21 protein-coding genes and 1 riboswitch are annotated in these 20,623 nt (G+C 71.8%); of the genes, 6 read left to right on the top strand and 15 right to left on the bottom strand.

Annotation, left to right across the window (positions count from 1 at the left end):
* Nucleotides 1-26: 26 nt before the first annotated feature.
* The 8 genes from ACZ4XD_RS06850 to ribD form a co-directional block, all read right to left on the bottom strand.
* The gene (locus tag ACZ4XD_RS06850; RefSeq protein WP_042156779.1) at nucleotides 27-479 is read right to left on the bottom strand and encodes a PH domain-containing protein; all 453 of its coding nucleotides are present in this window, start codon (nucleotides 477-479) and stop codon (nucleotides 27-29) included.
* 61 nt (nucleotides 480-540) lie between these two features.
* The gene (gene hisG / locus ACZ4XD_RS06845; protein ID WP_468038896.1) at nucleotides 541-1,389 is read right to left on the bottom strand and encodes an ATP phosphoribosyltransferase; all 849 of its coding nucleotides are present in this window, start codon (nucleotides 1,387-1,389) and stop codon (nucleotides 541-543) included.
* 48 nt (nucleotides 1,390-1,437) lie between these two features.
* The gene (locus ACZ4XD_RS06840) at nucleotides 1,438-1,710 is read right to left on the bottom strand and encodes a phosphoribosyl-ATP diphosphatase (RefSeq protein WP_042157533.1); all 273 of its coding nucleotides are present in this window, start codon (nucleotides 1,708-1,710) and stop codon (nucleotides 1,438-1,440) included.
* 34 nt (nucleotides 1,711-1,744) lie between these two features.
* A complete protein-coding gene (gene ribH, locus ACZ4XD_RS06835; protein ID WP_018087562.1) occupies nucleotides 1,745-2,230 on the bottom strand; it encodes a 6,7-dimethyl-8-ribityllumazine synthase in 486 nt (161 codons plus the stop codon).
* A gap of 54 nt (nucleotides 2,231-2,284) precedes the next feature.
* Nucleotides 2,285-3,601 carry a bifunctional 3,4-dihydroxy-2-butanone-4-phosphate synthase/GTP cyclohydrolase II gene (locus tag ACZ4XD_RS06830; RefSeq protein WP_468038893.1) on the bottom strand — a complete coding sequence of 439 codons (1,317 nt, stop codon included), beginning with the start codon at nucleotides 3,599-3,601 and terminating at the stop codon, nucleotides 2,285-2,287.
* Nucleotides 3,598-4,251 carry a nicotinamide mononucleotide transporter family protein gene (locus ACZ4XD_RS06825; RefSeq protein WP_468038891.1) on the bottom strand — a complete coding sequence of 218 codons (654 nt, stop codon included), beginning with the start codon at nucleotides 4,249-4,251 and terminating at the stop codon, nucleotides 3,598-3,600. The genes ACZ4XD_RS06830 and ACZ4XD_RS06825 overlap by 4 nt, the downstream gene beginning before the upstream one ends.
* On the bottom strand, nucleotides 4,248-4,892 hold the full coding sequence (locus tag ACZ4XD_RS06820; RefSeq protein ID WP_468038889.1) for a riboflavin synthase: 645 nt from the start codon (nucleotides 4,890-4,892) through the stop codon (nucleotides 4,248-4,250). The genes ACZ4XD_RS06825 and ACZ4XD_RS06820 overlap by 4 nt, the downstream gene beginning before the upstream one ends.
* 1 nt (nucleotide 4,893) lies before the next feature.
* Nucleotides 4,894-6,021, bottom strand: coding sequence for a bifunctional diaminohydroxyphosphoribosylaminopyrimidine deaminase/5-amino-6-(5-phosphoribosylamino)uracil reductase RibD (gene ribD / locus ACZ4XD_RS06815; RefSeq protein WP_468038887.1), 1,128 nt, complete (start codon nucleotides 6,019-6,021; stop codon nucleotides 4,894-4,896).
* A 153-nt stretch (nucleotides 6,022-6,174) separates the two neighbouring features.
* Nucleotides 6,175-6,305: riboswitch (FMN riboswitch) on the bottom strand.
* A 174-nt stretch (nucleotides 6,306-6,479) separates the two neighbouring features.
* Here ribD and ACZ4XD_RS06810 point away from each other — a divergent pair.
* On the top strand, nucleotides 6,480-7,262 hold the full coding sequence (locus ACZ4XD_RS06810) for an SDR family oxidoreductase (protein ID WP_468038885.1): 783 nt from the start codon (nucleotides 6,480-6,482) through the stop codon (nucleotides 7,260-7,262).
* Nucleotides 7,263-7,529: 267 nt separating this feature from the next.
* Here ACZ4XD_RS06810 and ACZ4XD_RS06805 read toward each other — a convergent pair whose 3' ends face one another.
* Nucleotides 7,530-8,975, bottom strand: a complete 1,446-nt coding sequence (locus ACZ4XD_RS06805; RefSeq protein WP_468038883.1) for an ROK family transcriptional regulator — start codon at nucleotides 8,973-8,975, stop codon at nucleotides 7,530-7,532.
* Nucleotides 8,976-9,044: 69 nt separating this feature from the next.
* Here ACZ4XD_RS06805 and ACZ4XD_RS06800 point away from each other — a divergent pair, with 69 nt between their 5' ends.
* Nucleotides 9,045-10,274: an MFS transporter gene (locus tag ACZ4XD_RS06800; RefSeq protein WP_468038881.1), complete on the top strand. Its 1,230-nt coding sequence runs from the start codon at nucleotides 9,045-9,047 to the stop codon at nucleotides 10,272-10,274.
* An 87-nt stretch (nucleotides 10,275-10,361) separates the two neighbouring features.
* On the opposite strand, the gene ACZ4XD_RS06795 is transcribed toward ACZ4XD_RS06800, so the two are convergent.
* The gene (locus ACZ4XD_RS06795) at nucleotides 10,362-10,862 is read right to left on the bottom strand and encodes an acyl-CoA thioesterase (RefSeq protein ID WP_468038879.1); all 501 of its coding nucleotides are present in this window, start codon (nucleotides 10,860-10,862) and stop codon (nucleotides 10,362-10,364) included.
* 151 nt (nucleotides 10,863-11,013) lie between these two features.
* On the opposite strand from ACZ4XD_RS06795, the gene ACZ4XD_RS06790 reads away from it, so the two are divergent.
* Together ACZ4XD_RS06790 and ACZ4XD_RS06785 are read left to right on the top strand one after the other, a co-directional pair.
* A complete protein-coding gene (locus tag ACZ4XD_RS06790) occupies nucleotides 11,014-11,622 on the top strand; it encodes a hypothetical protein (RefSeq protein WP_468038878.1) in 609 nt (202 codons plus the stop codon).
* Nucleotides 11,623-11,900: 278 nt separating this feature from the next.
* The gene (locus tag ACZ4XD_RS06785; RefSeq protein ID WP_468038876.1) at nucleotides 11,901-12,311 is read left to right on the top strand and encodes a RidA family protein; all 411 of its coding nucleotides are present in this window, start codon (nucleotides 11,901-11,903) and stop codon (nucleotides 12,309-12,311) included.
* Nucleotides 12,312-12,374: 63 nt separating this feature from the next.
* Here ACZ4XD_RS06785 and ACZ4XD_RS06780 read toward each other — a convergent pair whose 3' ends face one another.
* Complete coding sequence (locus tag ACZ4XD_RS06780) at nucleotides 12,375-13,760, bottom strand: uracil-xanthine permease family protein (RefSeq protein WP_468038874.1); 1,386 nt, start codon at nucleotides 13,758-13,760, stop codon at nucleotides 12,375-12,377.
* A 316-nt stretch (nucleotides 13,761-14,076) separates the two neighbouring features.
* Here ACZ4XD_RS06780 and ACZ4XD_RS06775 point away from each other — a divergent pair, with 316 nt between their 5' ends.
* The gene (locus ACZ4XD_RS06775; RefSeq protein WP_468038872.1) at nucleotides 14,077-14,838 is read left to right on the top strand and encodes a DUF5995 family protein; all 762 of its coding nucleotides are present in this window, start codon (nucleotides 14,077-14,079) and stop codon (nucleotides 14,836-14,838) included.
* A gap of 61 nt (nucleotides 14,839-14,899) precedes the next feature.
* Here the strand turns inward: ACZ4XD_RS06775 and ACZ4XD_RS06770 are convergent, their stop codons facing one another.
* The 3 genes from ACZ4XD_RS06770 to ACZ4XD_RS06760 form a co-directional block, all read right to left on the bottom strand.
* Nucleotides 14,900-16,600 carry a flavin monoamine oxidase family protein gene (locus tag ACZ4XD_RS06770; RefSeq protein WP_468038870.1) on the bottom strand — a complete coding sequence of 567 codons (1,701 nt, stop codon included), beginning with the start codon at nucleotides 16,598-16,600 and terminating at the stop codon, nucleotides 14,900-14,902.
* A gap of 94 nt (nucleotides 16,601-16,694) precedes the next feature.
* Complete coding sequence (locus ACZ4XD_RS06765) at nucleotides 16,695-17,510, bottom strand: carbon-nitrogen hydrolase family protein (protein ID WP_468038868.1); 816 nt, start codon at nucleotides 17,508-17,510, stop codon at nucleotides 16,695-16,697.
* A 164-nt stretch (nucleotides 17,511-17,674) separates the two neighbouring features.
* Nucleotides 17,675-18,610, bottom strand: coding sequence for a LysR family transcriptional regulator (locus ACZ4XD_RS06760; protein ID WP_468038866.1), 936 nt, complete (start codon nucleotides 18,608-18,610; stop codon nucleotides 17,675-17,677).
* 54 nt (nucleotides 18,611-18,664) lie between these two features.
* On the opposite strand from ACZ4XD_RS06760, the gene ACZ4XD_RS06755 reads away from it, so the two are divergent.
* Nucleotides 18,665-20,113 (top strand): MFS transporter, encoded by a 1,449-nt coding sequence (locus tag ACZ4XD_RS06755; protein ID WP_468038864.1) that lies wholly within the window; start codon nucleotides 18,665-18,667, stop codon nucleotides 20,111-20,113.
* Nucleotides 20,114-20,157: 44 nt separating this feature from the next.
* Here the strand turns inward: ACZ4XD_RS06755 and ACZ4XD_RS06750 are convergent, their stop codons facing one another.
* Nucleotides 20,158-20,613 (bottom strand): Lrp/AsnC family transcriptional regulator, encoded by a 456-nt coding sequence (locus ACZ4XD_RS06750; RefSeq protein ID WP_468038862.1) that lies wholly within the window; start codon nucleotides 20,611-20,613, stop codon nucleotides 20,158-20,160.
* Between the last annotated feature and the right edge of the window lie 10 nt (nucleotides 20,614-20,623).

Here is a 20,623-nt window from a genome sequence, read left to right as displayed (position 1 = left end):
ACAGCGGGGCCCGGATTAGGGCAGGCTCACCCGGCCGTGTGGTCGACAGCACCATGCTTCTCGGTGAGGTCGCGCAGCGCACGGGCGTCCCGGATGGCCTGGTCCCGGGCGATGCCGGGCTGGATGCCCATGGCGGGCAGGCTGGTGCCGTCGGCGAGGTCGAGATGGACCCAGGGGTCGCCGGCCCGGAGGTTGACGCGTACGACCTGAGCCCAGGCCAGTTCGCGCTTGGTGGTGAGGTTGACCACCGTGACGCCCTCCTGCCGCGCGACCACCTTCGGGCGGGCGAGCAGCAGGAGGACGGCGAGCACCAGCAGTCCGGTGAGGACGAAGCTCAGCCGTTCGCCGCCGCTCAGCTTGGGCAGCGCCAGCGCGATCGCCGTGAGGGCGGCGAGCTGGGCGAGGCCCACGGAGTACAGGACGACCCGGGTGCGGGTCGGCCGGAAGGTCACCGGCAGGCTGGGCAGGGGCGCGGACACGTCGTCGGTCTTCCGTCGTGAGTGATGCGGTGCGTACGGGTGGGTGGCCGGGGGCCGCGGGTCAGAGCCGGCAGGCGTGGATGCCGGTGGTCAGGATCGCGCGGGCGCCGAGGTCGTAGAGCTCGTCCATGATGCGCTGGGCGTCCTTGGACGGGACCATCGAGCGGACCGCGACCCAGCCCTCGTGGTGCAGCGGGGAGACGGTCGGCGACTCCAGCCCCGGGGTGAGGCCGACGGCCTTCTCGACGTGCTCGACCCGGATGTCGTAGTCCATCATCACGTACCGGCGGGCCACCAGGACGCCCTGCATACGGCGCAGGAACTGGCGCACCTTCGGGTCGTCGTCCGGCGCGCCGGTGCCGCGGATGACCACGGCCTCGGACTTCAGGATCGGCTCGCCGATGATCTCCAGTCCGGCGTTGCGCAGCGTGGTGCCGGTCTCCACGACATCCGCGATGATCTCGGCGACGCCGAGCTGGATGGCGGTCTCCACGGCGCCGTCGAGGTGGACGACGGAGGCGTCCACACCGTTGTCGGCGAGGTGCTGGCGGACCAGGCCGGCGAACGAGGTGGCGATCGTCATGCCGCCGAACTCGCTGACGTCCTTGGCCGTGCCCGGACGGGTGGCGTAGCGGAAGGTGGAGCCGGCGAAGCCGAGCTGGAGGATCTCCTCGGCCGGCGAGGCGGAGTCCAGCAGCAGGTCACGGCCGGTGATGCCGATGTCGAGCTTGCCGGAGCCCACGTAGACCGCGATGTCGCGCGGGCGCAGGAAGAAGAACTCGACCTCGTTCTCGGCGTCGACCAGGACCAGTTCCCTGCGGTCCTTGCGCTGGCGGTAGCCGGCCTCATGGAGCATCGCCGACGCAGGCTCGGACAGTGAACCCTTGTTGGGGACAGCGATGCGCAGCATGAGAGCGAGTTCCTTTGCGGGTGAGAGGTGTTGGGGTGCGGTGGTGGATCAGAGATGGGCGTAGACGTCGTCGAGGGAGATGCCCTTGGCGACCATCATGACCTGGAGGTGGTAGAGGAGCTGGGAGATCTCCTCGGCGGCGGCCTCGTCGGACTCGTACTCGGCGGCCATCCAGACCTCGGCGGCCTCCTCGACGACCTTCTTGCCGATCGTATGGACACCTGCCTGCACCAGCTCGGCGGTACGGGAGGTGGTGGGGTCGCCGGTGGCGGCCTTCTGCTGGAGCTCGGCGAAGAGCTCCTCGAACGTCTTCTTGGACATGATGGTGACCACCCTACGCGGTTGGCCCCTCGGCTCAGCGCCAGGGCTCGGACACGGTCCGCAGCGTCGCGGCGGTGGCGACGGCCGCGGTGACCGCTTCGTGGCCCTTGTCCTCGGTGGAGCCTTCCAGGCCCGCGCGGTCCAGGGCCTGCTGCTCGGTGTCGCAGGTCAGCACGCCGAAACCGACCGGTACGCCGGTGTCCACCGAGACCTGGGTCAGGCCCTGGGTGACGCCCTGGCAGACGTAGTCGAAGTGCGGGGTGCCGCCCCGGATGACCACACCGAGGGCGACCACCGCGTCATAGCCGCGGCCGGCCAGGACCTTGGCGACGACCGGCAGCTCGAAGGTGCCGGGCACCCGCAGCAGCGTCGGCTCGTCGATGCCGAGCTCGGTGAGGGCGCGCAGCGCGCCGTCCACGAGGCCGTCCATCACTTGCTGGTGCCACTGCGCCGCGATGACGGCCACCCGCAGGTCGCCACAGTTCTTCACGGTCAGTTCGGGTGCGCCCTTGCCGCTCACGGTTCTCCTCGTTCGGGTGATGGTGCCGGTTGGTGGTGACGTGGTGCCGGGTGGCTACTGGTTGTCGCAGGTGGTGGCGGAGGCGGGCCCGGTGTGGGCCGCTCCGTTGGCGCCGGGGTCCAGCCAGGGCAGGTCGTGCCCCATCCGGTCCCGCTTGGTGCGCAGATACCGCAGATTGTGTTCCCCGGCCTGGACCGGCATCGCCTCCCGGCCGGAGACCCGCAGGCCGTGCCGTACCAGGGCGGCGGTCTTCTCGGGGTTGTTGGTCATCAGGCGCACCGAGCGCACCCCGAGGTCCTGGAGCATCTGGGCGCCGGCCGCGTAGTCGCGGGAGTCGGCGGGCAGCCCCAGTTCGAGGTTGGCGTCGAGGGTGTCGCGGCCGCGCTCCTGGAGTTCGTAGGCGCGCAGCTTGGACAGCAGGCCGATACCGCGTCCCTCGTGGCCGCGGAGGTAGATCACCACACCGCGTCCGGCCTCGGCGATCCGCCGCTGCGAGGCCTCCAGCTGGGGGCCGCAGTCGCAGCGCAGCGAGTGGAAGATATCGCCGGTCAGGCACTCGGAGTGCACCCTGACCAGGACGTCCTCGCCGTCGCCGAGCTCCCCGGCGACCAGCGCGATGTGTTCGACGCCGTCGACGGTGGAGCGGTAGCCGTAGGCGGTGAACTCACCGTGGGCGGTGGGCAGCCGGGTCTCGGCCTCGCGGCGGACGGTGGGCTCGGACGACTGCCGGTAGGCGATCAGGTCCTCGATGGAGATGATCGACAGTCCGTGCTTACGGGCGAACGGCACCAGCTCGGGCAGCCGCAGCATCGTGCCGTCCTCGCCGGCGATCTCCACGATGGCGGCGGCCGGGCGCAGTCCGGCCAGCCGGGCGAGGTCGACGCCGGCCTCGGTGTGGCCGTTGCGGACCAGCACGCCGCCGGGCCGGGCGCGCAGCGGGAAGATGTGGCCGGGCCGGACGAAGTCACCGGCGGTCGATTCCCCGGAGGCGAGCAGCCGCAGGGTGGTGGCGCGGTCGGCGGCGGAGATGCCGGTGCTGACACCGTGCGCGGCGGTGGCGTCGACGGAGACGGTGAAGGCGGTCCGCATCGACTCGGTGTTGTGCTCGACCATCTGCGGGAGTTCCAGCCGGTCCAGCTCCGGGCCCTCCATGGGGGCGCAGATCAGCCCGCGGCACTCGCTCATCATGAAGGCGATGATCTCGGGGGTGGCCTTCTCCGCGGCGATGACGAGGTCGCCCTCGTTCTCGCGGTTCTCATCGTCGACGACGACCACGGGGCGGCCGGCGGCGATATCGGCGATGGCCTGCGCGACGGGGTCCAGCGCCAGGGTCGCGGCGTCCTCGTCGTACCAGCTCTGCAGTGCGGTCATGCCGCTGCTCCTTCCAGGACGGGGCGGCCGCTCGCACGCGAGCGCAGCCACCAGTCGCGCAGTCCCCACACGACGAGGGCGAGATAGACGACGTAGACGAGGCCGGAGAAGGCGAGCCCGCTGCTGAAGGCGAGCGGGACGCCGACGACGTCGACCAGCAGCCAGGCGAACCAGAACTCGACCAGTCCGCGGGCCTGGGCGACCATCGCGGCGAGCGTGCCGACGAAGATGTAGGCGTCCGGCCAGGGGTTCCAGGACAGCTGCGGGACCAGGGTGAAGAGGGTGCCGACGGCCGCGGTGCCGACGGCGGTGCCGCCGAGCAGCAGGCCGCGCTCGCGCCAGCCGGCGAAGCGTACGGCGATGGAGCCGTCCTGGGCCTGCTGCCGGCCGCGCTGCCACTGCCGCCAGCCCCACAACGCCACGCCGATGACGAGGAGTTGCTTGCCGACGCCGCCACTGAGATGAGCGGAGGCGTAGGCGGCGACGAGGACGACACCGGAGAGGAGCTGGGCGGGCCAGGTCCAGAGGGAGCGCCGCCAGCCGAGCGCCAGCGCGGCCAGACCGATGGTGTTGCCGATCATGTCCGACCAGATGACGTGCTGCCCGAAGGCGGTGAAGGCCTCGCCGTTCAGCGTGTCGAGGACGCTCACCGGTCCATCTCCTTGATCTCCGCAAGATCGCTGAGGTCCGCGCCGGTGCCGGCGCCTCGCCCGAGCAGCCGCTCGACGTACTTGGCGAGGACGTCGACCTCCAGGTTGACGGGGTCGCCGGCCTTCTTGATGCCCAGCGTGGTCAGGGCGAGGGTGGTGGGAATGAGGCTGATGGTGAAGTAGTCGTCCGCCGCGTCGACGACGGTGAGGCTGACACCGTCGACGGTGATCGAGCCCTTCTCGACGACGTAGCGGGACAGCGCGGCCGGCAGCGCGATCTTGACGATCTCCCAGTGTTCGCCGGGGGTGCGTTCGAGGATCGTGCCGGTGCCGTCGACATGGCCCTGGACGAGGTGCCCGCCGAGCCGCCCGCCGAGCGCCATCGGGCGCTCCAGGTTGACCCGAGAGCCGGCGGTCAGCGCGCCGAGGCTGGAGCGGTTGAGGGTCTCGGCCATCACATCGGCGGTGAATTCACCGTCGGCGGTGTCCACGACGGTCAGACAGACGCCGTTGACGGCGATCGAGTCACCGTGCTTGGCGTTCTCGGTGACGACGGGCCCGCGGAGCCGGAAGCGGGAGGCGTCACCGAGGTTCTCCACGGCGACGACCGCACCCAGCTCTTCGACGATTCCGGTGAACACTTCAGTTCTCCTCGTGGAGCGCGTGGCGGATGGGAGTGGCGGTGATGCGCAGATCGGGGCCGAGCCGTTCGGTGTCGGTCACGTCGAGCCGCAACGCCTGGGCGATGGTGGTGATTCCGGCGTCGCCGACGGCGGCCGGTCCGGCGCCGAGCAGTACCGGCGCGAGATAGCCGACGACCTTGTCGACGGCCTGGGCGGCGAGGAAGGCACCGGCGAGCGTGGGGCCCCCTTCGAGCAGCACGGAGCGCACCTCTCGCTCGTACAGGGCCTGGAGCAGTGCGGGGATGTGCAGTCCGCGGCCGTCGGCGGCGCGCGGCAGCCGGACGATCGGGGCGAGCCCTTCGAGGTGGCCGGCGTCGGCGTCCTCGGCGACCGCGATGAGGGTGGGCGCGGTGCCGTCCAGGACGCGGGCGCCGGCCTTGACGGCGGTGGCGCCGGAGTCGACGACGACCCGCAGCGGCTGGCTGATCTCGTCGTCGGAGAGCCCGCCGATCCGGGCGCCGAGCTGCGGGTCGTCGGCGCGGGCGGTGCCGGAGCCGACGATCACGGCGTCCGCGGCGGCGCGCAGCCGGTGCACATCGGCCCGCGACTGGGGTGAGCTGATCCAGCGGCTGGTGCCGTCCGCGGCGGCGATCCGGCCGTCGAGGGTCGCGGCGTACTTCCACAGCACGAAGGGGCGGCGGCGCAGCACCGAGGTCAGCCAGGCCTCGTTGCCGGCGGCGGCCTCGTCGGCGAGCAGTCCGCCCTCGACGTCGATCCCGGCCTCGGCCAGGGTGACGGCGCCGCCGGTGGCGGTCGGGTTGGGGTCGGAGACGGCGTAGACGACGCGGGCGATCCCGGCGTCGATCAGCGCCTGGGCGCAGGGGCCGGTGCGGCCGGTGTGGTTGCAGGGTTCGAGGGTGACCAGTGCGGTGCCGCCCCGGGCCCGTTCGCCCGCGGCCCGCAGGGCATGGATCTCGGCGTGCGGCCCGCCGGCCCGCTGATGCCAGCCCTCGCCCGCCGTCCGGCCGGCGGAGTCGAGGATGACGCAGCCGACCACGGGGTTGGGGCTGGTGTGCCCGAGCCCGCGCGCGGCGAGCTCAATGGCTCGGCGCATCGCCGCGATCTCGACGGGGGCTGCGGTGGCCACCGGGTCCTCCTGCCTCTCAGGGCACGGACTCCGGGGCTGTCTGGACGACAGAAGCGGAAACGAGGCCACGGGAACACCGCGGCCGGAAATACGCGGACCGCCCGGCGAAATAGCCGGACGCGCCGCCGACGGCGGTGTACCGAAGCTCGCCCGCCGCGCACTGCCTCCCATCCGGACTTTCACCGTCGGTGCAGGAATTTCACCTGCTCAACCGGCCGCTGGCTGCGGACGGGTCGCGGACTATAACCGCCGGTTCGGAATTACACCGACCCCGGAGTGCGCTGCTGCTTTTATGTCAGTACAGCTTCAGTGTGCCACGCCGCGTCGTGGCCCATGCGAGCGAAGCCCTGTGGGCTGCCTCACAGCGCACGGCGCGCCGCCCGTGTCACACCCGGCTCGCGTAGGGCGTCATAGCGGGGACGCACCCGTCCCTTCTCCTCTGCAAGGACTGATCCGCGATGGCGACAATTCTGGTGACCGGCGGCACGGGCACACTCGGGCGGCCCCTGGTGCACCGGCTGCTCGACGACGGCCATGACGTCCGGTCACTGAGCCGGCGTCCGCACACCGGCACGGAGCGCCCCCGGCCGCAGTCGTACGCGGTCGATCTGCGCGACGGCACGGGTCTGCCCGAGGCGCTGACGGGTGTGGACGCGATCGTGCACTGCGCCTCGACACCGGCCGGCGGCGACATGGAGGCGGCCGGCCGGCTCGTCCAGGCGGCGAAGGCGGCAGGCGTCCCGCACCTGGTGTACATCTCGATCGTCGGGGTGGACCGGGTGCCGCTCCGCTACTACCGCACCAAGCTCGCGGTGGAGCGGCTGATCGAGGACTCCGGCATCGGCTGGACGGTGCTGCGCACCACGCAGTTCCACCAACTGGTGCTCCAGCTCATCAAGGCGGGCGCCCGGTCTCCGGTACTGCCGGTACCGACCGGGGTACGGGTCCAGCCGGTCGAAGTACGCGAAGTCGCCGCCCGCCTCGCCGAGTTGGCCGTCGCCCCACCGGCCGGCCGGGTCCCGGACCTGGGCGGCCCCGAGGTACTGACCGCCCGGGACCTCGTACGGACCACACTGGAGGCGGGCGGCCGGCACCGTCTCCTGATGCCGCTCTGGCTACCGGGCCCCACCGCCGCCGCACTGCGCCGGGGCGGAAACCTGACCCCGGAGCATGCCGAGGGCCGGCGGACTTATGCGGAGTTCCTGGCGGAGCGGGTGGGCGGGGGCCCAATGGGTGGGTGAGACCGGCCGGTTCGTGTGGCGGCTGCTGTTGGGGGTGCTCGTTTCGTCCGTTCTTGTGGGCCGCTGTTGAGAGTCCTCGTTCCGCCTGTTTTCGCGTGTCGGCTGATGTTCGCGGGTCCTCGTTCCGTCCGTTCGTGTTGGTCGCTGTCGGGAGTCTGGCCTGACTCTCCTCGTCCGGGAATACGCCCGGCCCCCCGGCACGTTGTGGCCCACAAGGGGCGCCCGCGCCCCCTACGGGATCTGTTCCCACCCCCCTGAAGGGATGCCTCAGGGACGCGGTGCCGCCTCCGGGCCCGCGGCTCCGAACAGGTCGTTCTGGGCGGCGTCCCGTGCGGCGAGCACCGCGCCGAGCAGTACCGCCCGTCCGCCCACCGCCCCGGCGCGTACGTCGGTACGCAGCGGGGAGAGCCGGGCCAGATGGCCGGTGACCCGGTCGGCGAGCTCGGCGCCGCCGCCGCGGCCGACCTCACCGCCGAGCACGACACACCCGGGGTCGAGTACGGCGCACACCGCCGCCACGCCGAGGGCGATCCGTGCGGCCAGTGCGTCGAGGAAGGCGGCACCGGCGTCGCCGGCGGCCACGGCGGCCCGGACGAGGGACTCGGCGGGCGGGCCGTCGGTGGCCTCGGCGCCGGGCGTTGGCTCGTACCTCCCGTCCGACCTGGCGGCCTTGCCGAACGACGACTCGTTCGTCCCAGCCGATCCGACGACATCACCGGACGACGGCACGCTCACCCCGGCCGCCCCGGCGGCCATGCCGGACGACGGCTCGCTCGCCCCCTCCGGCCCGGCGGCATTACCGGACGACGGCTCGTTCCTCCCGTCCGCCGCCCGGTCGGCGTCCCCCGGCGACAGACCGTGTTCCGCCGCGAGGGCGCAGATCGCGGCGGAGCCGGCCAGGGAGTGGAAGCCGCCGTCGCAGCCGTTCGCGGAGGGCAGCGCGCCGGTGCCGGGGACCGGCAGGAAGCCGATCTCTCCGGTGCCGCCCGAGGCGCCCCGCCGCAGCGCGCCGTCCAGGACCACGGCGGCGCCGGTCCCATGGCCGAGCCAGAGCAGGACGAAAGTGTCGCGGTCGCTGGCCGCGCCGTCGCGCTGCTCCGCGATGGCGGCGAGATTGACCTCGTTCTCCAGCAGGACCGCTACGCCCGTGCGTGCGCGCAGCGCGCCGACCAGCCCGACGTGCCAGGACGAGGTCCAGTCGGTGCCGGCGAGTCGCCCGGTGGCGGGGTCGACCAGGCCGGGCGCGCCGACGGCGATGGTGTGCGGCGCGTGTGCGCCCGCCGTGGCGAGCGCCTTGTCCACGGCGGCGAGGGCGGTGGCGACGGCAGTATCGGGGGCGCCAACCGGGCGGATGGCGATGGTGTGTTCGGTGCGCACCCGGCCGAGGAGGTCGGCGACCGCGACGGTGATGCTGTGCGTCCGCAGATCGAGGCCGACGAGATGGGCCCGGTCAGCGACGATCCCGTAGAGCCGGGCATTGGGCCCGCGCCGCTGCGCACCGCTCTCGCCGACCACGGCGATCAGCCCGGCCTCCTGGAGACGTTCGACGAGGTCCGCCACGGTCGGCCGGGAGAGTCCGGTCAGCGACTTGAGCTGACCTGCCGTCAAGGGGCCCTCGGACTGGAGGAGTTGGAGCGCTAGCCGATCGTTGATCAGCCGTGCCGTGGTCGGGGAGGCGGTGCGGCCGGCCACTGCCGCGCGCGGTGCATGCATGGCGGGATTCTTTCATTAGGCGGACCAACTCCCTTATTATCAGGCAGGGTTCCTGATAATTTACCGCGCATGGCTGGCATCAGCGTCCCCGACGGCGCCAACCCACTCCCCCACACCGAGCTGCGCCGGGCGCGCCGGTCCGTTGCCGCGGTGTTCCTCATCCACGGCTCGGTCACCGGAAACTTCGCGACCCGCATCCCCTGGATCCAGGACCACACCGCCATCTCACCGGGCCAACTCGGTCTGGCGCTCGCCTTCCCCGCGATCGGCGCGTCCCTGGCGATGCCGCTGGCCGGCCGGATCAGCCACCGCTTCGGCGCCCGCACCGCGCTCCGCGGTCTGCTCGCCCTGTGGACCCTGTCGTTGGTCCTGCCCGCCCTCTCCCCCGGCCTCTACGCCCTGTTCCCGGCGCTGCTGATGTACGGCGCGGCCTCCGGGATGTCGGACGTCGCCATGAACGCGCTGGGCGTGGAGACCGAGGACCGGCTCGGCAAACCGATCATGTCGGGGCTGCACGGGATGTGGAGCGCGGGCGCCCTGCTCGGCTCGGCGGCCGGCACCGTCGCCGCGCACGCCGACTGGGACGCCCGGCTCCATCTGACCGGCGCCGCCCTCGTGTTGACCCTGCTCGGCGTGCTCGCCTGCCGGGGCGTACTGGATCTGCGCAGCACCCCCGAGGAGCATCCGCCGCCGCGCTTCGCGCTGCCGCCGAGGTCGGCGCTGATCATCGGGGCCATAGGGTTCTGCGCGGTGTTCGCCGAGGGCGCCGGCCTGGACTGGTCGGCCGTCTACCTCCGCGACGAGCTGGGCACCGACGCGGGCCTGGCGGCCGCCTCGACCACCGCCTTCGCCTGCACGATGACGGTCGCGCGGCTGGCCGGGGACAAGGTGGTGGCCCGGTTCGGTGCGGTGCGTACGGTGCGGATCGGCGGCGTACTGGCCACGGCCGGCGGTCTGCTGATCGTCGCGGCGCGGCATCCGGCCATGGCGATGGGCGGGTTCGGCCTGATGGGCCTCGGCATCGCGGTGGTGGTCCCGCTGGCCTTCGCGGCCGCCGCGCGCAGCGGCCCCGCCCCCAGCCAGGCGATCGCGGGCGTCGCCACGATCACCTACACCTCCGGCCTCATCGCCCCGTCCGCGATCGGCGGCCTGACTCAAGCGACCTCGCTGCCGGTGTCGTTCATGCTGGTCACGACGCTGGCATGCGGGCTGCTGGCGGGCGCGCGGGTGCTGGGGATGCCGAGTCGTACGGCGTCGGGGAGCGCTCCGGCGGTGGCTGGGGAGTTGGAGAGGTCTTGAGTGGGGGGCGGTGAGGACGGGGCGGGCGGGGAGGTCTTGAGTGCCGGGCACGACGGTCAAGCGCCCCCACCCACGGCCCGGCGGGGCTCAGGCCGCCTCCGCCTCCGCGCCCGCCTCGGTGCCCGCGTCCGCGACCTCCGGCCGGAGCAGCCGGTCGGCGATGGCGCGGGCGCGGTCGGACCACGGGGTGGGGCGCAGCGTCTGCGCGTCGATGCGGACGAGCACCCGGTGACCCTGGGCGAAGGTCTCGGTGCCGTCGGCCGAGCAGAGCCGGAAGCCGTAGGTGAGGCCGGTGCGGCCGAGGCGTTCGACCCAGAGGTGCGCCGCGTAGCGGCCGGGCCGGGTGATCGGGCGCTCGTAGGAGACCTTCATCTCCTTGATGACGTTGCACATATCGCCCGCGGCGGCCCAGTCACCGTCGAAGGTGAAGCCCTGACCGTGCCAGTACTCCGCCCAGGCGCGCTCGGCGAGCAGCGGGTAGCGGGAGTTGTGGAGCATGCCGAGCGCGTCGAGGTCGTCGAAGTGGACGGTGACGGGCACCAGTTCGCCGTACGGGACGGTGCTGGTCTGAAGGGGTTCGACGCTCACGAAGGGTGCTCCTGGTTTTCTCGCGCTGACCGGCGCTGTTGGTGCGAAGGGTGCTGTTGGGGCGGGTGGGGCTCGTGTGACGAGCCGGGGCAATGGTAAGCGGCTGCTTAGAATGCCCGTTCGCCGGGATACCTCGGTCTAACCTCACCCCATGGGCATGGACATCACCGTCCTGATCGTCGACTGGGCGCACCTCATGGAGACCGCACCGGACGACCGGCTCGAGGTTCTCCAGGCGTCGGCGTACGCGGACGACGAAAGCGATGAGGTCGACGCGGGCTGGGTGTGGCCTGCCGAGCCGGACCGGTCCTGGCTGGGCCGGTACGAGTTCGGCGGCACCCTCGGCTCGTACAAGCCGCACTTTTGGGCCGCGCAGGCGTGGGAGGACGTCCGGGACGCCGCCGGGACCGCGCTGCGGACACCGCTGGACGACTTCCTCAATGCCCTGATCTGGTGGGGCCCTGAGGTCGAGAACGACACTGAGCACGTGGACGCTGACGTCTTCCCCTCCGAGGACGGCCTGTGGCGATCCGGGCCGCTCATCGTCCGCGGGCCCCGGTCAGTGGCCCGTCTGAACCGATGCTGGCGGGAGGCTGCCCCCGTTCTGCCGCAACTCCGTGCCCCGTTCGCGCGCCACGCGGCATGCCCGGGGCGCTGGATCGCGGACTTCGAGGAGTTCACCGCGCTGCTGTCCGGCTGGGCCGAAGTGGTCCGCGAAGCCGAACGACGCCGATGGGGACTGATGGGGCTCCCCATCTGAACCCGTCGAACCGCGACGCCCCCCCGTCAACGAGCATCGATACCCGGAGGATCTCCCCATCCCCCACCCCGTCCCGGCTCTTTCCCCAGACTTACTCTCGTCCCCGATCAAGAACGGAGCGCGCGGCCTCGCAGGCGGCGTCGTCTCCGCCTGCGAGACCTTCCCGGAGCAGGATGAGCCCACCGGAGCGGTCGCACCCGCCCGGAAATTGCGTCGAACGCGGAGTCGATCCTTGAGAAGGTCATGGGCGTCCCGGATCCACCGCGAAAGGAATGCCCGTGCCACGCGCCGTCACGTTGATTCGCTCCGCATCGCTGTCCGACGTTGCCGAGTACGCCTATGCGGCCACGGCCCCGGCCGAGGCGCGGCTGATCTTCCTCGCGGGTGCGTGTCCGCTGAACGAGGACGGCTCCACTGCGGCGATCGGGGACGTCGCGGGGCAGGCGGCCAAGGCCGTGGAGAATCTGCGGACCGCTCTGGCGGACGCCGGTGCGTCACTGCACGACGTCATCAGCACCCGCGTTCTCGTGGCCTCCACCCGGCAGGAGGACCTGGTGACGGCGTGGGAGGTGGTCCGGGACGCCTTCGGTGACCACGACGTGCCCAGCACCTTGATGGGCGTCACCGTGCTCGGCTACAACGACCAGCTGGTGGAGATCGAATCCGTCGCCGCCGTCATCGATTCCTGAGCCGCGGAACGTCGTTGCCGGGGCGGCCGACCTACTGAGCGTGTAGGGCGGCCGCCGGCCGCATCAGCTCTCCCCCTCGCCACGCTCCCCGTACTCGCTGGTCCCGGCGTCGAGGAGGGGCGTGCGGGGACGGCCCGCCGCGCTGGAGAGCCAGCGCAGGGAGTGGTAGCCGGTGAGCACGGTGAGTGTGCCCAGTGCGATGCCGCTGAGTTCGAAGTGGTCGGTGAACTTCAGCGAGACGCCGCCGATGGCGATGATGATTCCGGCCGCGGCGGGGATGAGGTTCAGGGGGACCGAGAAGTCCACCTTGTTCCGCACCCAGATCTGGGCTCCCAGCAGGCCGATCATGCCGTACAGGATGACGGTGATACCGCCCAGCACTCCGCCGGGGATCGCCGCCACCACCGCGCCGAACTTCGGGCACAGGCCGAAGAGCAGGGCGAAACCGGCCGCCGCCCAGTAGGCCGCGGTGGAGTAGACCCTGGTGGCCGCCATGACGCCGATGTTCTCGGCGTAGGTCGTGGTGGCGGGGCCGCCCACCGCGGTCGACAGGACGGTCGCCGTGCCGTCGGCGACGATGGCCATGCCCATCTTGTCGTCCAGGGGGTCACCGGTCATGGCGCCGACCGCCTTGATGTGGCCGGCGTTTTCCGCGATCAGCGCGATGAGGACCGGCAGCGCGACAAGGATCGCGGAGGCCGAGAAGTTCGGTGCGTGAAAGGTGGGAACGCCGATCCAGTCGGCCTTTTCGACGCCGGAGAAGTCGATGCGCCAGTGGTCCGTGAGCTTGCCCGCGCCATTGACGGAATGAATCTTTCCGGCGGTGCGGTCGAGAATCCAGGACAGTGCGTAGCCGAAGACCAGGCCCAGGAAAATGGCGATCCGCGACCAGAAACCCCGGAGCACGACGAGCGCGAGTCCGGTGAACATCATCGTCGCCAGGGCCGTCCACTGGTCCTGCGGCCAGTACGTGGAGGCCGTGACGGGGGCGAGGTTGAAGCCGATCAGCATCACCACCGCGCCGGTCACGGTCGGCGGGAGCACCGCGTGGATCACCCGGGCCCCGACGACATGAATGGCGATGCCGCAGCCGGCGAGGCAGGCACCCACCACGAGCATCGCGCCCGTCAGGGTGCCGGCGTCGCCTCCCTGGCCCGCGATCACGACGGAGACGCCCACGAAGGAGAGCGAGGAGCCGAGGTAGCTGGGGATGCGTCCGCGGGTCATCACCAGGAACAGCGCGGTGGCGACGCCCGAGGCCATCAGGGCAAGGCTGGGGTCCAGCCCCATCAGCACGGGGGCGACGAAGCACGCCCCGATCATCGACACCACATGCTGGGCGCCGAGCGCGATCGTCCGGCCCCACGTCAGGCGTTCGCCGGGCCTGACCACCTCGCCGGGCTTCAGATGGCGCCCGTCCCCATGCAGTTTCCACCCGAAGCCGGCCATGATCACTCTCCACTCTGCGACGCCCTGCACGTCACAGAGCCGAGGTGATTCATAGTCGAACGACTGCGTCTGGACAAACTGAAGCGGGCGGTCTTCGGGTAGCCGAGGAAAGGTGCGTATTTCAGCCGCTCTCCGCGCGGGGGTTCCGCGGTGTGCGGAAGGCCGCCGGGATCCGTGCGAGAAGGGCTGACCGGGCGGATTCCGGGGCGCGGCGGAGCAGGGCACGCCACAAGCGGGCGCGCCGTCGATTACCCCGTTTCGGTCATCGACGACCGGCGTACCTCACTATCCGCAATTCCACTGTCACGCTGAGTCGATGACGACAACTCAGGAATGCGGCGGTTCCGGCAGCCGTACGGACCCGGCCGGGGGATCCGCCGCCCGGCCCCCGACCGCCGCGGGGCCCGAGGCGAACCCGGGTGTGGCAGAGGTGCTGGCCCGGATGCGGGCGCTGGCCGCGGGGCTGCCCGCCGATGACGGGGTGGCGGTCTTCAACGAGGTCTATCTCGCCGTCACCGAAGCGGTGGCACGGCGCATCGGGGACGGTGCGTTCCGGGATCCGGCGGCCACCGGCGAGCTGGACATCCGCTTCGCGCGGCGTTACTTCGACGCGGTGGAGGCCGCGGCCGCCGGACTGCGGCCACCGGCCTGCTGGCGGCCGCTCTTCCAGCTCCGCCGCCACCCGGGGGTGCGTCCGCTCCAGTTCGCGCTGGCCGGGATCAACGCCCACATCGGCCACGATCTGGCACTGGCCGTACTGGACACCTGCCGGGCGCTGGAGTGCGAACCGGCGGCGCTGGAACACGACTTCGACCGGGTCGGCGGAGTGCTGACGAGCTTGGAGGAGCGGATCCGGGAGCTGCTGATGCCCGGCCCCGATGTGCTGGACGTCGCCGATCCGCTGACGCATCTGATCGGGTCATGGAGCCTGGACAAGGCCAGGGACGGGGCCTGGGTGGCGGCCCGGGCGCTGTGGAGCGTACGCCGCCTGCCGGATGTGACGGAGGAGCTCACCGAACGGCTGGACGCCGGGGTGGGGCTGGTCGGGAGGATGCTGCTGACTCCGCTGCCGGGCTGATCCGCCGGCGCGGGAGTGGATCACCGGGTGTGACCCACTCCTGCCATGCGCCCTGGTCCTCCTAGTCCTCCGGCAGTTCCACCGGTGCGATCTCGTCGTAGACATCGCCCGGGCCCGGGTTGGTGGCGTCCGTCGTGCCGCCGAAGTGGTGCATCACGCCCCACACCGCGTTCAGTGCGGTCTGCACCGCGCCCTCGGCCCAGCCGGCCGTCCAGGAGATGTCGTCGCCCGCGAGGAAGATGCCGCGCTTGTCCTCGGGGAGGCGGTCCTGCATGAAGTGCGTGAACAGGCGTCGCTGGTAGCGGTAGTGGCCGGGCAGGTTCGCCTTGAAGGCGCCCATGAAGTACGGCTCGTTCTCCCAGGAGACGGTGACCGGGTTGCCGATGATGTGCTTGCGGATGTCGACCTTCGGATAGATCTCCGAGAGCGACTTCAGCATGACCTCCATCCGCTCGTTCGCCTCCAGCGGCAGCCACTTGAGGCTGTCGTCGCACCAGGTGTAGGAGAGGCAGATGACGGCGGGTTCGTCCGGGCCGTTGTCGAGCAGGTAGGTGCCGCGGGTCATCCGGTCGGTCAGCGTCATCGACATGACGTCCCGGCCGGTGTCCTCGTCCTTGTCGAGCCAGAAGGGGCGGTCGACGGGGACGAAGAGCTTGCTGGACTCCATGTAGTGGGTGCGCTCCATCGCCGTCCAGTGGTCGATGGGGAAGAGCGAGTCATCGCAGGCGATCTTGCTCAGCAGCATCCAGGACTGCGCGGTGAAGACGGCGGCCTCGTAGGTGCGGATGTCGCCGTGGGCGTCGGTGACGGTGATGCGGTTGCCGGCGGTGCGGGTCAGGCGGGTGACCGCGGGCCGGGGCGTACCGTCGTGCAGCGACGACAGCGAGGTGCCCGGCGCCCAGTGCACGATCTTCGCCGGCTCGCGCTCCCACAGGCGCAGCGGCAGCTGCTGGCTGCCGCCGACGATGCCGCGGTGGTGGTCGTCGGCCTCGGTGTAGACGACCCGCAGGATCTCCAGGATGGAGTTGGGGAAGTCGGTGTCCCAGCCGCCGGTGCCGAAGCCGACCTGGCCGAAGATCTCCCGGTGGCGGAAGGACTTGAAGGCCGTCGAGTCGCAGAGGTAGCCGTAGAAGGTCTGGTTGTCGAGCTTCTCGACGAGCCGGGACCAGATCTCGCGGATGCGCGGGACATCGCGCTCGCGGATCGCCTGGTTCATGTCGGAGAAGTCCGCGCCCTCTTCCAGGCAGGCGTTCCAGGCGTCCATGACCTGGTGGTAGACCTCGGGAAGGTCCTCGACGGTACGGGCGTAATGCGACTCGCCCTTGAGGTCGACGACGGTCGACGGGGTGTCCGCGGCCAGCGGGTTGGGGAACGGCGTGGTCGTCAGGCCCACCAGGTCGATGTAGTGCTGGAGCGCCGTCGAGGACGGCGGGAAGCGCATCGCGCCCATCTCGGCGGTCAGGCCCGCGGCGTCGGCAGGGGTGCCCTCGAAGCCGACGGTCCGCAGCCGGCCGCCTATTCGGTCCGCCTCGTAGACGACGGGCTTGAGGCCCATCTTCATCAGCTCGTAGGCGGTGATGATGCCGGAGAGGCCGCCGCCGATGACCGCGACCTCCTTGCCGTGCTCGGTCGCGGGGATCTGGCCGAGGCCCGCCGGGTGGGCGAGGAAGTCGTCGTAGGCGTACGGGAAGTCCGGGCCGAACATGGTGATCGGCGGCTGGGCATCCGCGTGGTGGGCGGCGGTGGGCACCGTGGACGTCATCGGGGACGAGCTCCTTGCAGACAGGGCACAGCAGGCAGGGCAGCGCAGGCCGGGTGGGCCGGCCTGCGGCGGATCGGTGGGGCGGGGGGTCAGGTCACGTCAGCGGGCCGTACAGCTCCGGCCGGCGGTCGTGCAGATACGGGTTGTCCGCGCGGGACTGCTTCAGGAAGGCGGCGTCGACCTCGGCCCGGACCAGCTGCTCGGTGCGGCCGGCGCGGGTGCGGACCACACCGTCCGGGCCGGCCAGGCAGCTGAGGCCGACGAACTCGAACTCGCCCTCCGCGCCGACCCGGTTGACGTACGCGACGTACATCTGGTTCTCGAAGGCGCGGACCGGGATGACGGACTCGGCGACGAACTGGAAGGGGTGCATCTGCGCGGTGGGCACCAGCAGCAGATCGGTGCCGGCCAGCGCATGCGCCCGGACGTTCTCCGGGAACTCCACGTCGTAGCAGATCAGCAGACCGATCCGGAGGCCGGCCAGCTCGGCCTGGACGACGGTCCGCTCCCCCGGGGTGAACCATTCGTGCTCGAAGCAGCCGAAGAGATGGGTCTTGCGGTAGTTCGCGAGGCGCTCGCCCGAGGGGCCGATGAGCTGCGCGGAGTTGTACACGGCGGCGCTGTCGGGCTCGTCCTGCGCGGCGCGCTCGGGGTAGCCGTAGAGCACCGCGATGCCGTGCTCGGCGGCGATCTTCCCGATGGCCTGCGCGCTGTCGCCGTCGGCGGTCTCCGCGAGGCGGTGGACGTCGCCGCCGATGGCATAGCCGGTGAGGAAGAGCTCGGGGCAGGCGAGCAGTCCGGCGCCGGTGGCCGCCGCCTCGCGGGCCGCGTCCTGGAGCACCCGCAGATTGTGCGCGACATCGCCGGGCCGGCCCGAGCTCTGGAGCAGGGCGGTGTGCAGCGACGTCATGGGACCCCTCGGCGAGACGGTGCGGGCGGACGCATTGACGGTACGGGCCGCCGGTGATCCGGGACAAGGCGCCACCGTTGCGCGCCGATGGACGATTCATTGCGCGTTCAAGGGACTGTGCGGTGATTCGTTGCGCCGGCGCCGGGGCACGGCGCCGCGGCGGGTCAGCCCTCGCCGGGCGGCAGGTCCCGCAGGCTCTCCCGCACCGTCTCCCGGACCAGCCCGCGCAGCCAGCGGTGCCCCGCGTCGGCCTCCTGGCGCGGGTGCCAGGCCATCTCCATGGTCATCGGCGGCAGTTCGAGCGGGATCGGCAGCATGCGCAGTCCCAGACCGCGGACCGTCGCCACCCCGGCCCGCTCGCCGGTCAGGCCGACCGCGTCGCTGTCGCGGACCATCATCAGCGACGCGGCGAAGGTCGGGACGGTGGCGATCACCTTGCGCCGCAGCCCGCGGGCCGCGAGCGCCGCGTCGACCGGTCCGGTGAGCCGGCCGCGGCGGGAGAAAATGAGGTGTGACGCGTCAGCGAAGCGGCGCGCGGTGAGTTTCCCGGTGGTCAGCGGGTGGCCCTCGCGCACCACCGCGACACTGCGGTCGACGAACAGTTCCTCCCTGCGGATCTCCGGCTCCCGGCTGTCGATGACACCGAGCTCCAGGTCAGCGGCGCCATCCCGCAGCAGCGGCACATCGATATGGCTCTCGCCGAGGAAGCGCAGCACGACCTGCGGCGCTTCCTCGGCGACGCGGGCGACCAGGCGCGGCCCGAGGGAGGTGACGAAGAGGTCGTTGGCGTTGATGGTGAACACCCGGGCCATCCGGGCCGGGTCGGCCGGCGCGGTCGGGGCCAGGACGCCGTGTGCCGCCTCCACCAGCCGGCGCACCTCGGCCCTGATTTCCAGGGCGCGCGGGGTGGGCACCATATGGCGGCCGGCGCGCACCAGGACGGGGTCACCGATCGTGCGGCGGATACGGCCGAGGGCGCGGCTCATGGCCGGTCCGGAGAGCCCGAGCCGGTCGGCGGCCGCGGTCACACTCTGCTCTTCGAGCAGGGCGTCCAGCGCCGTCAGCAGGTTGAGGTCGATGTTTGCGTTACGCGCAATCATGGAGTGCACCCCTTGCAGTTGAGGTCAACTGAACGGGACCTTAGCGTCCCGGTCATGACCTCCACCGTTTCCCCTCCGGGCTCCCCTCCCGCGTCCGTCGGCCCCCTCGCCCGCCCGCGCCCGGTGACCGCCGCGATGTGTGCCTGTGTGCTGGTGGCGCAGTCGCTGGTGGCCGCGATGAACCTGGCGATACCCAAGATCGCCGCAAGCGCTCTGCACCCCTCCCCCGCCCAGCTGTTGTGGATCGTCGACACCTATGTGCTGGTCTTCGCGGGGCTGTTGATCCCGGCCGGCGCGGTCGGCGACCGGATGGGCCGCAAGGGGGTGCTGCTCACCGGGCTCGGTGTGTTCGCCGCGGGCGCGCTGCTGTGCGCGCCCGCGACCACGCTGCCGGTGCTGCTGGCGGGCCGGGCCCTGTCGGGCGCGGGCGCCGCGCTCCTGGTCCCCGCGACCATGTCCGTACTCCTGCACGCCGCGCCACCCGACCGCCGGGCCGGGGCCGTCGCCGCCTGGAGCACGGCGGTCGCTGTCGGCGGGCTGGCGGGCAATGCCGGCGGCGCGCTGATCCTGCAATTCCTGCCGTGGCAGGGGCTGTTCTGGGCGTATGTGCCCCTCGCCCTGGCCCTGCTGGCCTGGGTGGCAAGGGCCGCGCCCCGGATCCCCCGGCAGACCGCGGCGCTCGATCTGCCGGGCTCGGCGCTGCTGGTCCTCGGCGCGGCGGCGCTGCTCTTCGGGATCATCGAGGGCCCGGGGCGGGGCTGGGCCTCGGCCACGGTGACCGGCGCGTTCGCCCTGGCGCTGGTGGTGTTCGCGCTGTTCGTCCGGCACGGGCTGCGGGCCGCGCACCCGGTGCTGGACCCCCGGCTGTTCCGGCTGCCGCGGCTGCTCGCCGGGAGCCTCGGTATCGCCGTCACCTTCTTCGGGATGTTCGCGCTCTTCTACGTCAACGCCCAGTTCCTTCAGTACGTGAAGGCGTACTCACCCCTCCAGACGGGCTGCGCCATCGCGCCTCTGGCCCTCGGGATGATGGCGGTGACGAAGTACGGCATGCGCTGGGCGCAGCGGGCCGGCGAGGCCAGGACGGCCGGTGCGGGGCTGGCGCTGATCGCGGCCGGTCTGCTGCTGCTCGCCACCGCGGACGCCGGCACCCCGTACCTCTGCTACCTGGCGTTCCTGCTGGTGATGGCGGCCGGTGCGGGGCTGGCGATGCCGACGCTGTCGCATGCGATCGTGGCGTCCGTACCCGCCCGACGTTCCGGGATGGGGTCGGGACTCCAGGGCGCGGCACGGGAGTTGGGCGCGGCACTGGGCATCGCCGTGGTGGGCACCGTGCTGTCTGTGCGCTTCGCCGCGGGGACCGGGCACGGCGCCACGACGGTCACCGCGTTCGCCGACGCCACGGCGCTGGGCTACCGGATCGCGGCGGGGGTGGTGCTGGTGGTGGGATGTGCCGTGGTGTGGGGTCTGCGGGCCGGGACCCGGGCCGGGCGCGGCGGGTCTTGAGTGGGGTCGGGGGGCCGGCCCGGCGCCCTTGAGCGGGGCGGAAGCTAGCCCGGTGCCCCCGAGCTGTAGCGCCGCAGCAGCGGGGAGAGCACCAGCACGGACTTCGTCCGCTCCACGAACGGCTCGCCCGCGATCCGCTCCAGCACCCGCTCGAAGTGCCGCATGTCGGCGGCGAAGACCTGGACGACGGCGTCCGCCTCACCGGTGACGGTGGAGGCGGACGCCACTTCCGGGTAGCGCGACAGGCCGCGGTGGATCGACTCGGGCGAGGTGTTGCGGCGGCAGTAGATCTCGATGAACCCCTCGGTCTCCCAGCCGAGCGCGGCCGGATCGACCCGTACGGTGAATCCGGTGATCGCGCCGTCCGCCCGCAGCCGGTCCACCCGGCGTTTGACGGCCGGTGCGGACAGCCCGACCTCCTGGCCGATGTCGGCATAGCTGCGGCGGGCGTCCTCGGCGAGGGCGTGGACGATGCGTTCGTCGAGATCGTTCAGTCGCACTGCGGGTGGA

This window comes from Streptomyces sp. NPDC029466 (assembly GCF_055574515.1).
The sequence above is the reverse complement of the archived record's forward strand: the minus strand, read 5'-3'. Positions and strand labels throughout refer to the sequence as shown.

Bases quoted from the DNA above. Each gene is read 5' to 3' on its own strand.
- hisG (WP_468038896.1), bottom strand. From the start codon at position 1,389: ATGCTGCGCATCGCTGTCCCCAACAAGGGTTCACTGTCCGAGCCTGCG.
- ACZ4XD_RS06840 (WP_042157533.1), bottom strand. From the start codon at position 1,710: ATGTCCAAGAAGACGTTCGAGGAGCTCTTCGCCGAGCTCCAGCAGAAG.
- ACZ4XD_RS06830 (WP_468038893.1), bottom strand. From the start codon at position 3,601: ATGACCGCACTGCAGAGCTGGTACGACGAGGACGCCGCGACCCTGGCG.
- ACZ4XD_RS06810 (WP_468038885.1), top strand. From the start codon at position 6,480: ATGGCGACAATTCTGGTGACCGGCGGCACGGGCACACTCGGGCGGCCC.
- ACZ4XD_RS06805 (WP_468038883.1), bottom strand. From the start codon at position 8,975: ATGCATGCACCGCGCGCGGCAGTGGCCGGCCGCACCGCCTCCCCGACC.
- ACZ4XD_RS06800 (WP_468038881.1), top strand. From the start codon at position 9,045: ATGGCTGGCATCAGCGTCCCCGACGGCGCCAACCCACTCCCCCACACC.
- ACZ4XD_RS06790 (WP_468038878.1), top strand. From the start codon at position 11,014: ATGGGCATGGACATCACCGTCCTGATCGTCGACTGGGCGCACCTCATG.
- ACZ4XD_RS06780 (WP_468038874.1), bottom strand. From the start codon at position 13,760: ATGGCCGGCTTCGGGTGGAAACTGCATGGGGACGGGCGCCATCTGAAG.
- ACZ4XD_RS06775 (WP_468038872.1), top strand. From the start codon at position 14,077: ATGACGACAACTCAGGAATGCGGCGGTTCCGGCAGCCGTACGGACCCG.
- ACZ4XD_RS06770 (WP_468038870.1), bottom strand. From the start codon at position 16,600: ATGACGTCCACGGTGCCCACCGCCGCCCACCACGCGGATGCCCAGCCG.
- ACZ4XD_RS06765 (WP_468038868.1), bottom strand. From the start codon at position 17,510: ATGACGTCGCTGCACACCGCCCTGCTCCAGAGCTCGGGCCGGCCCGGC.
- ACZ4XD_RS06760 (WP_468038866.1), bottom strand. From the start codon at position 18,610: ATGATTGCGCGTAACGCAAACATCGACCTCAACCTGCTGACGGCGCTG.
- ACZ4XD_RS06755 (WP_468038864.1), top strand. From the start codon at position 18,665: ATGACCTCCACCGTTTCCCCTCCGGGCTCCCCTCCCGCGTCCGTCGGC.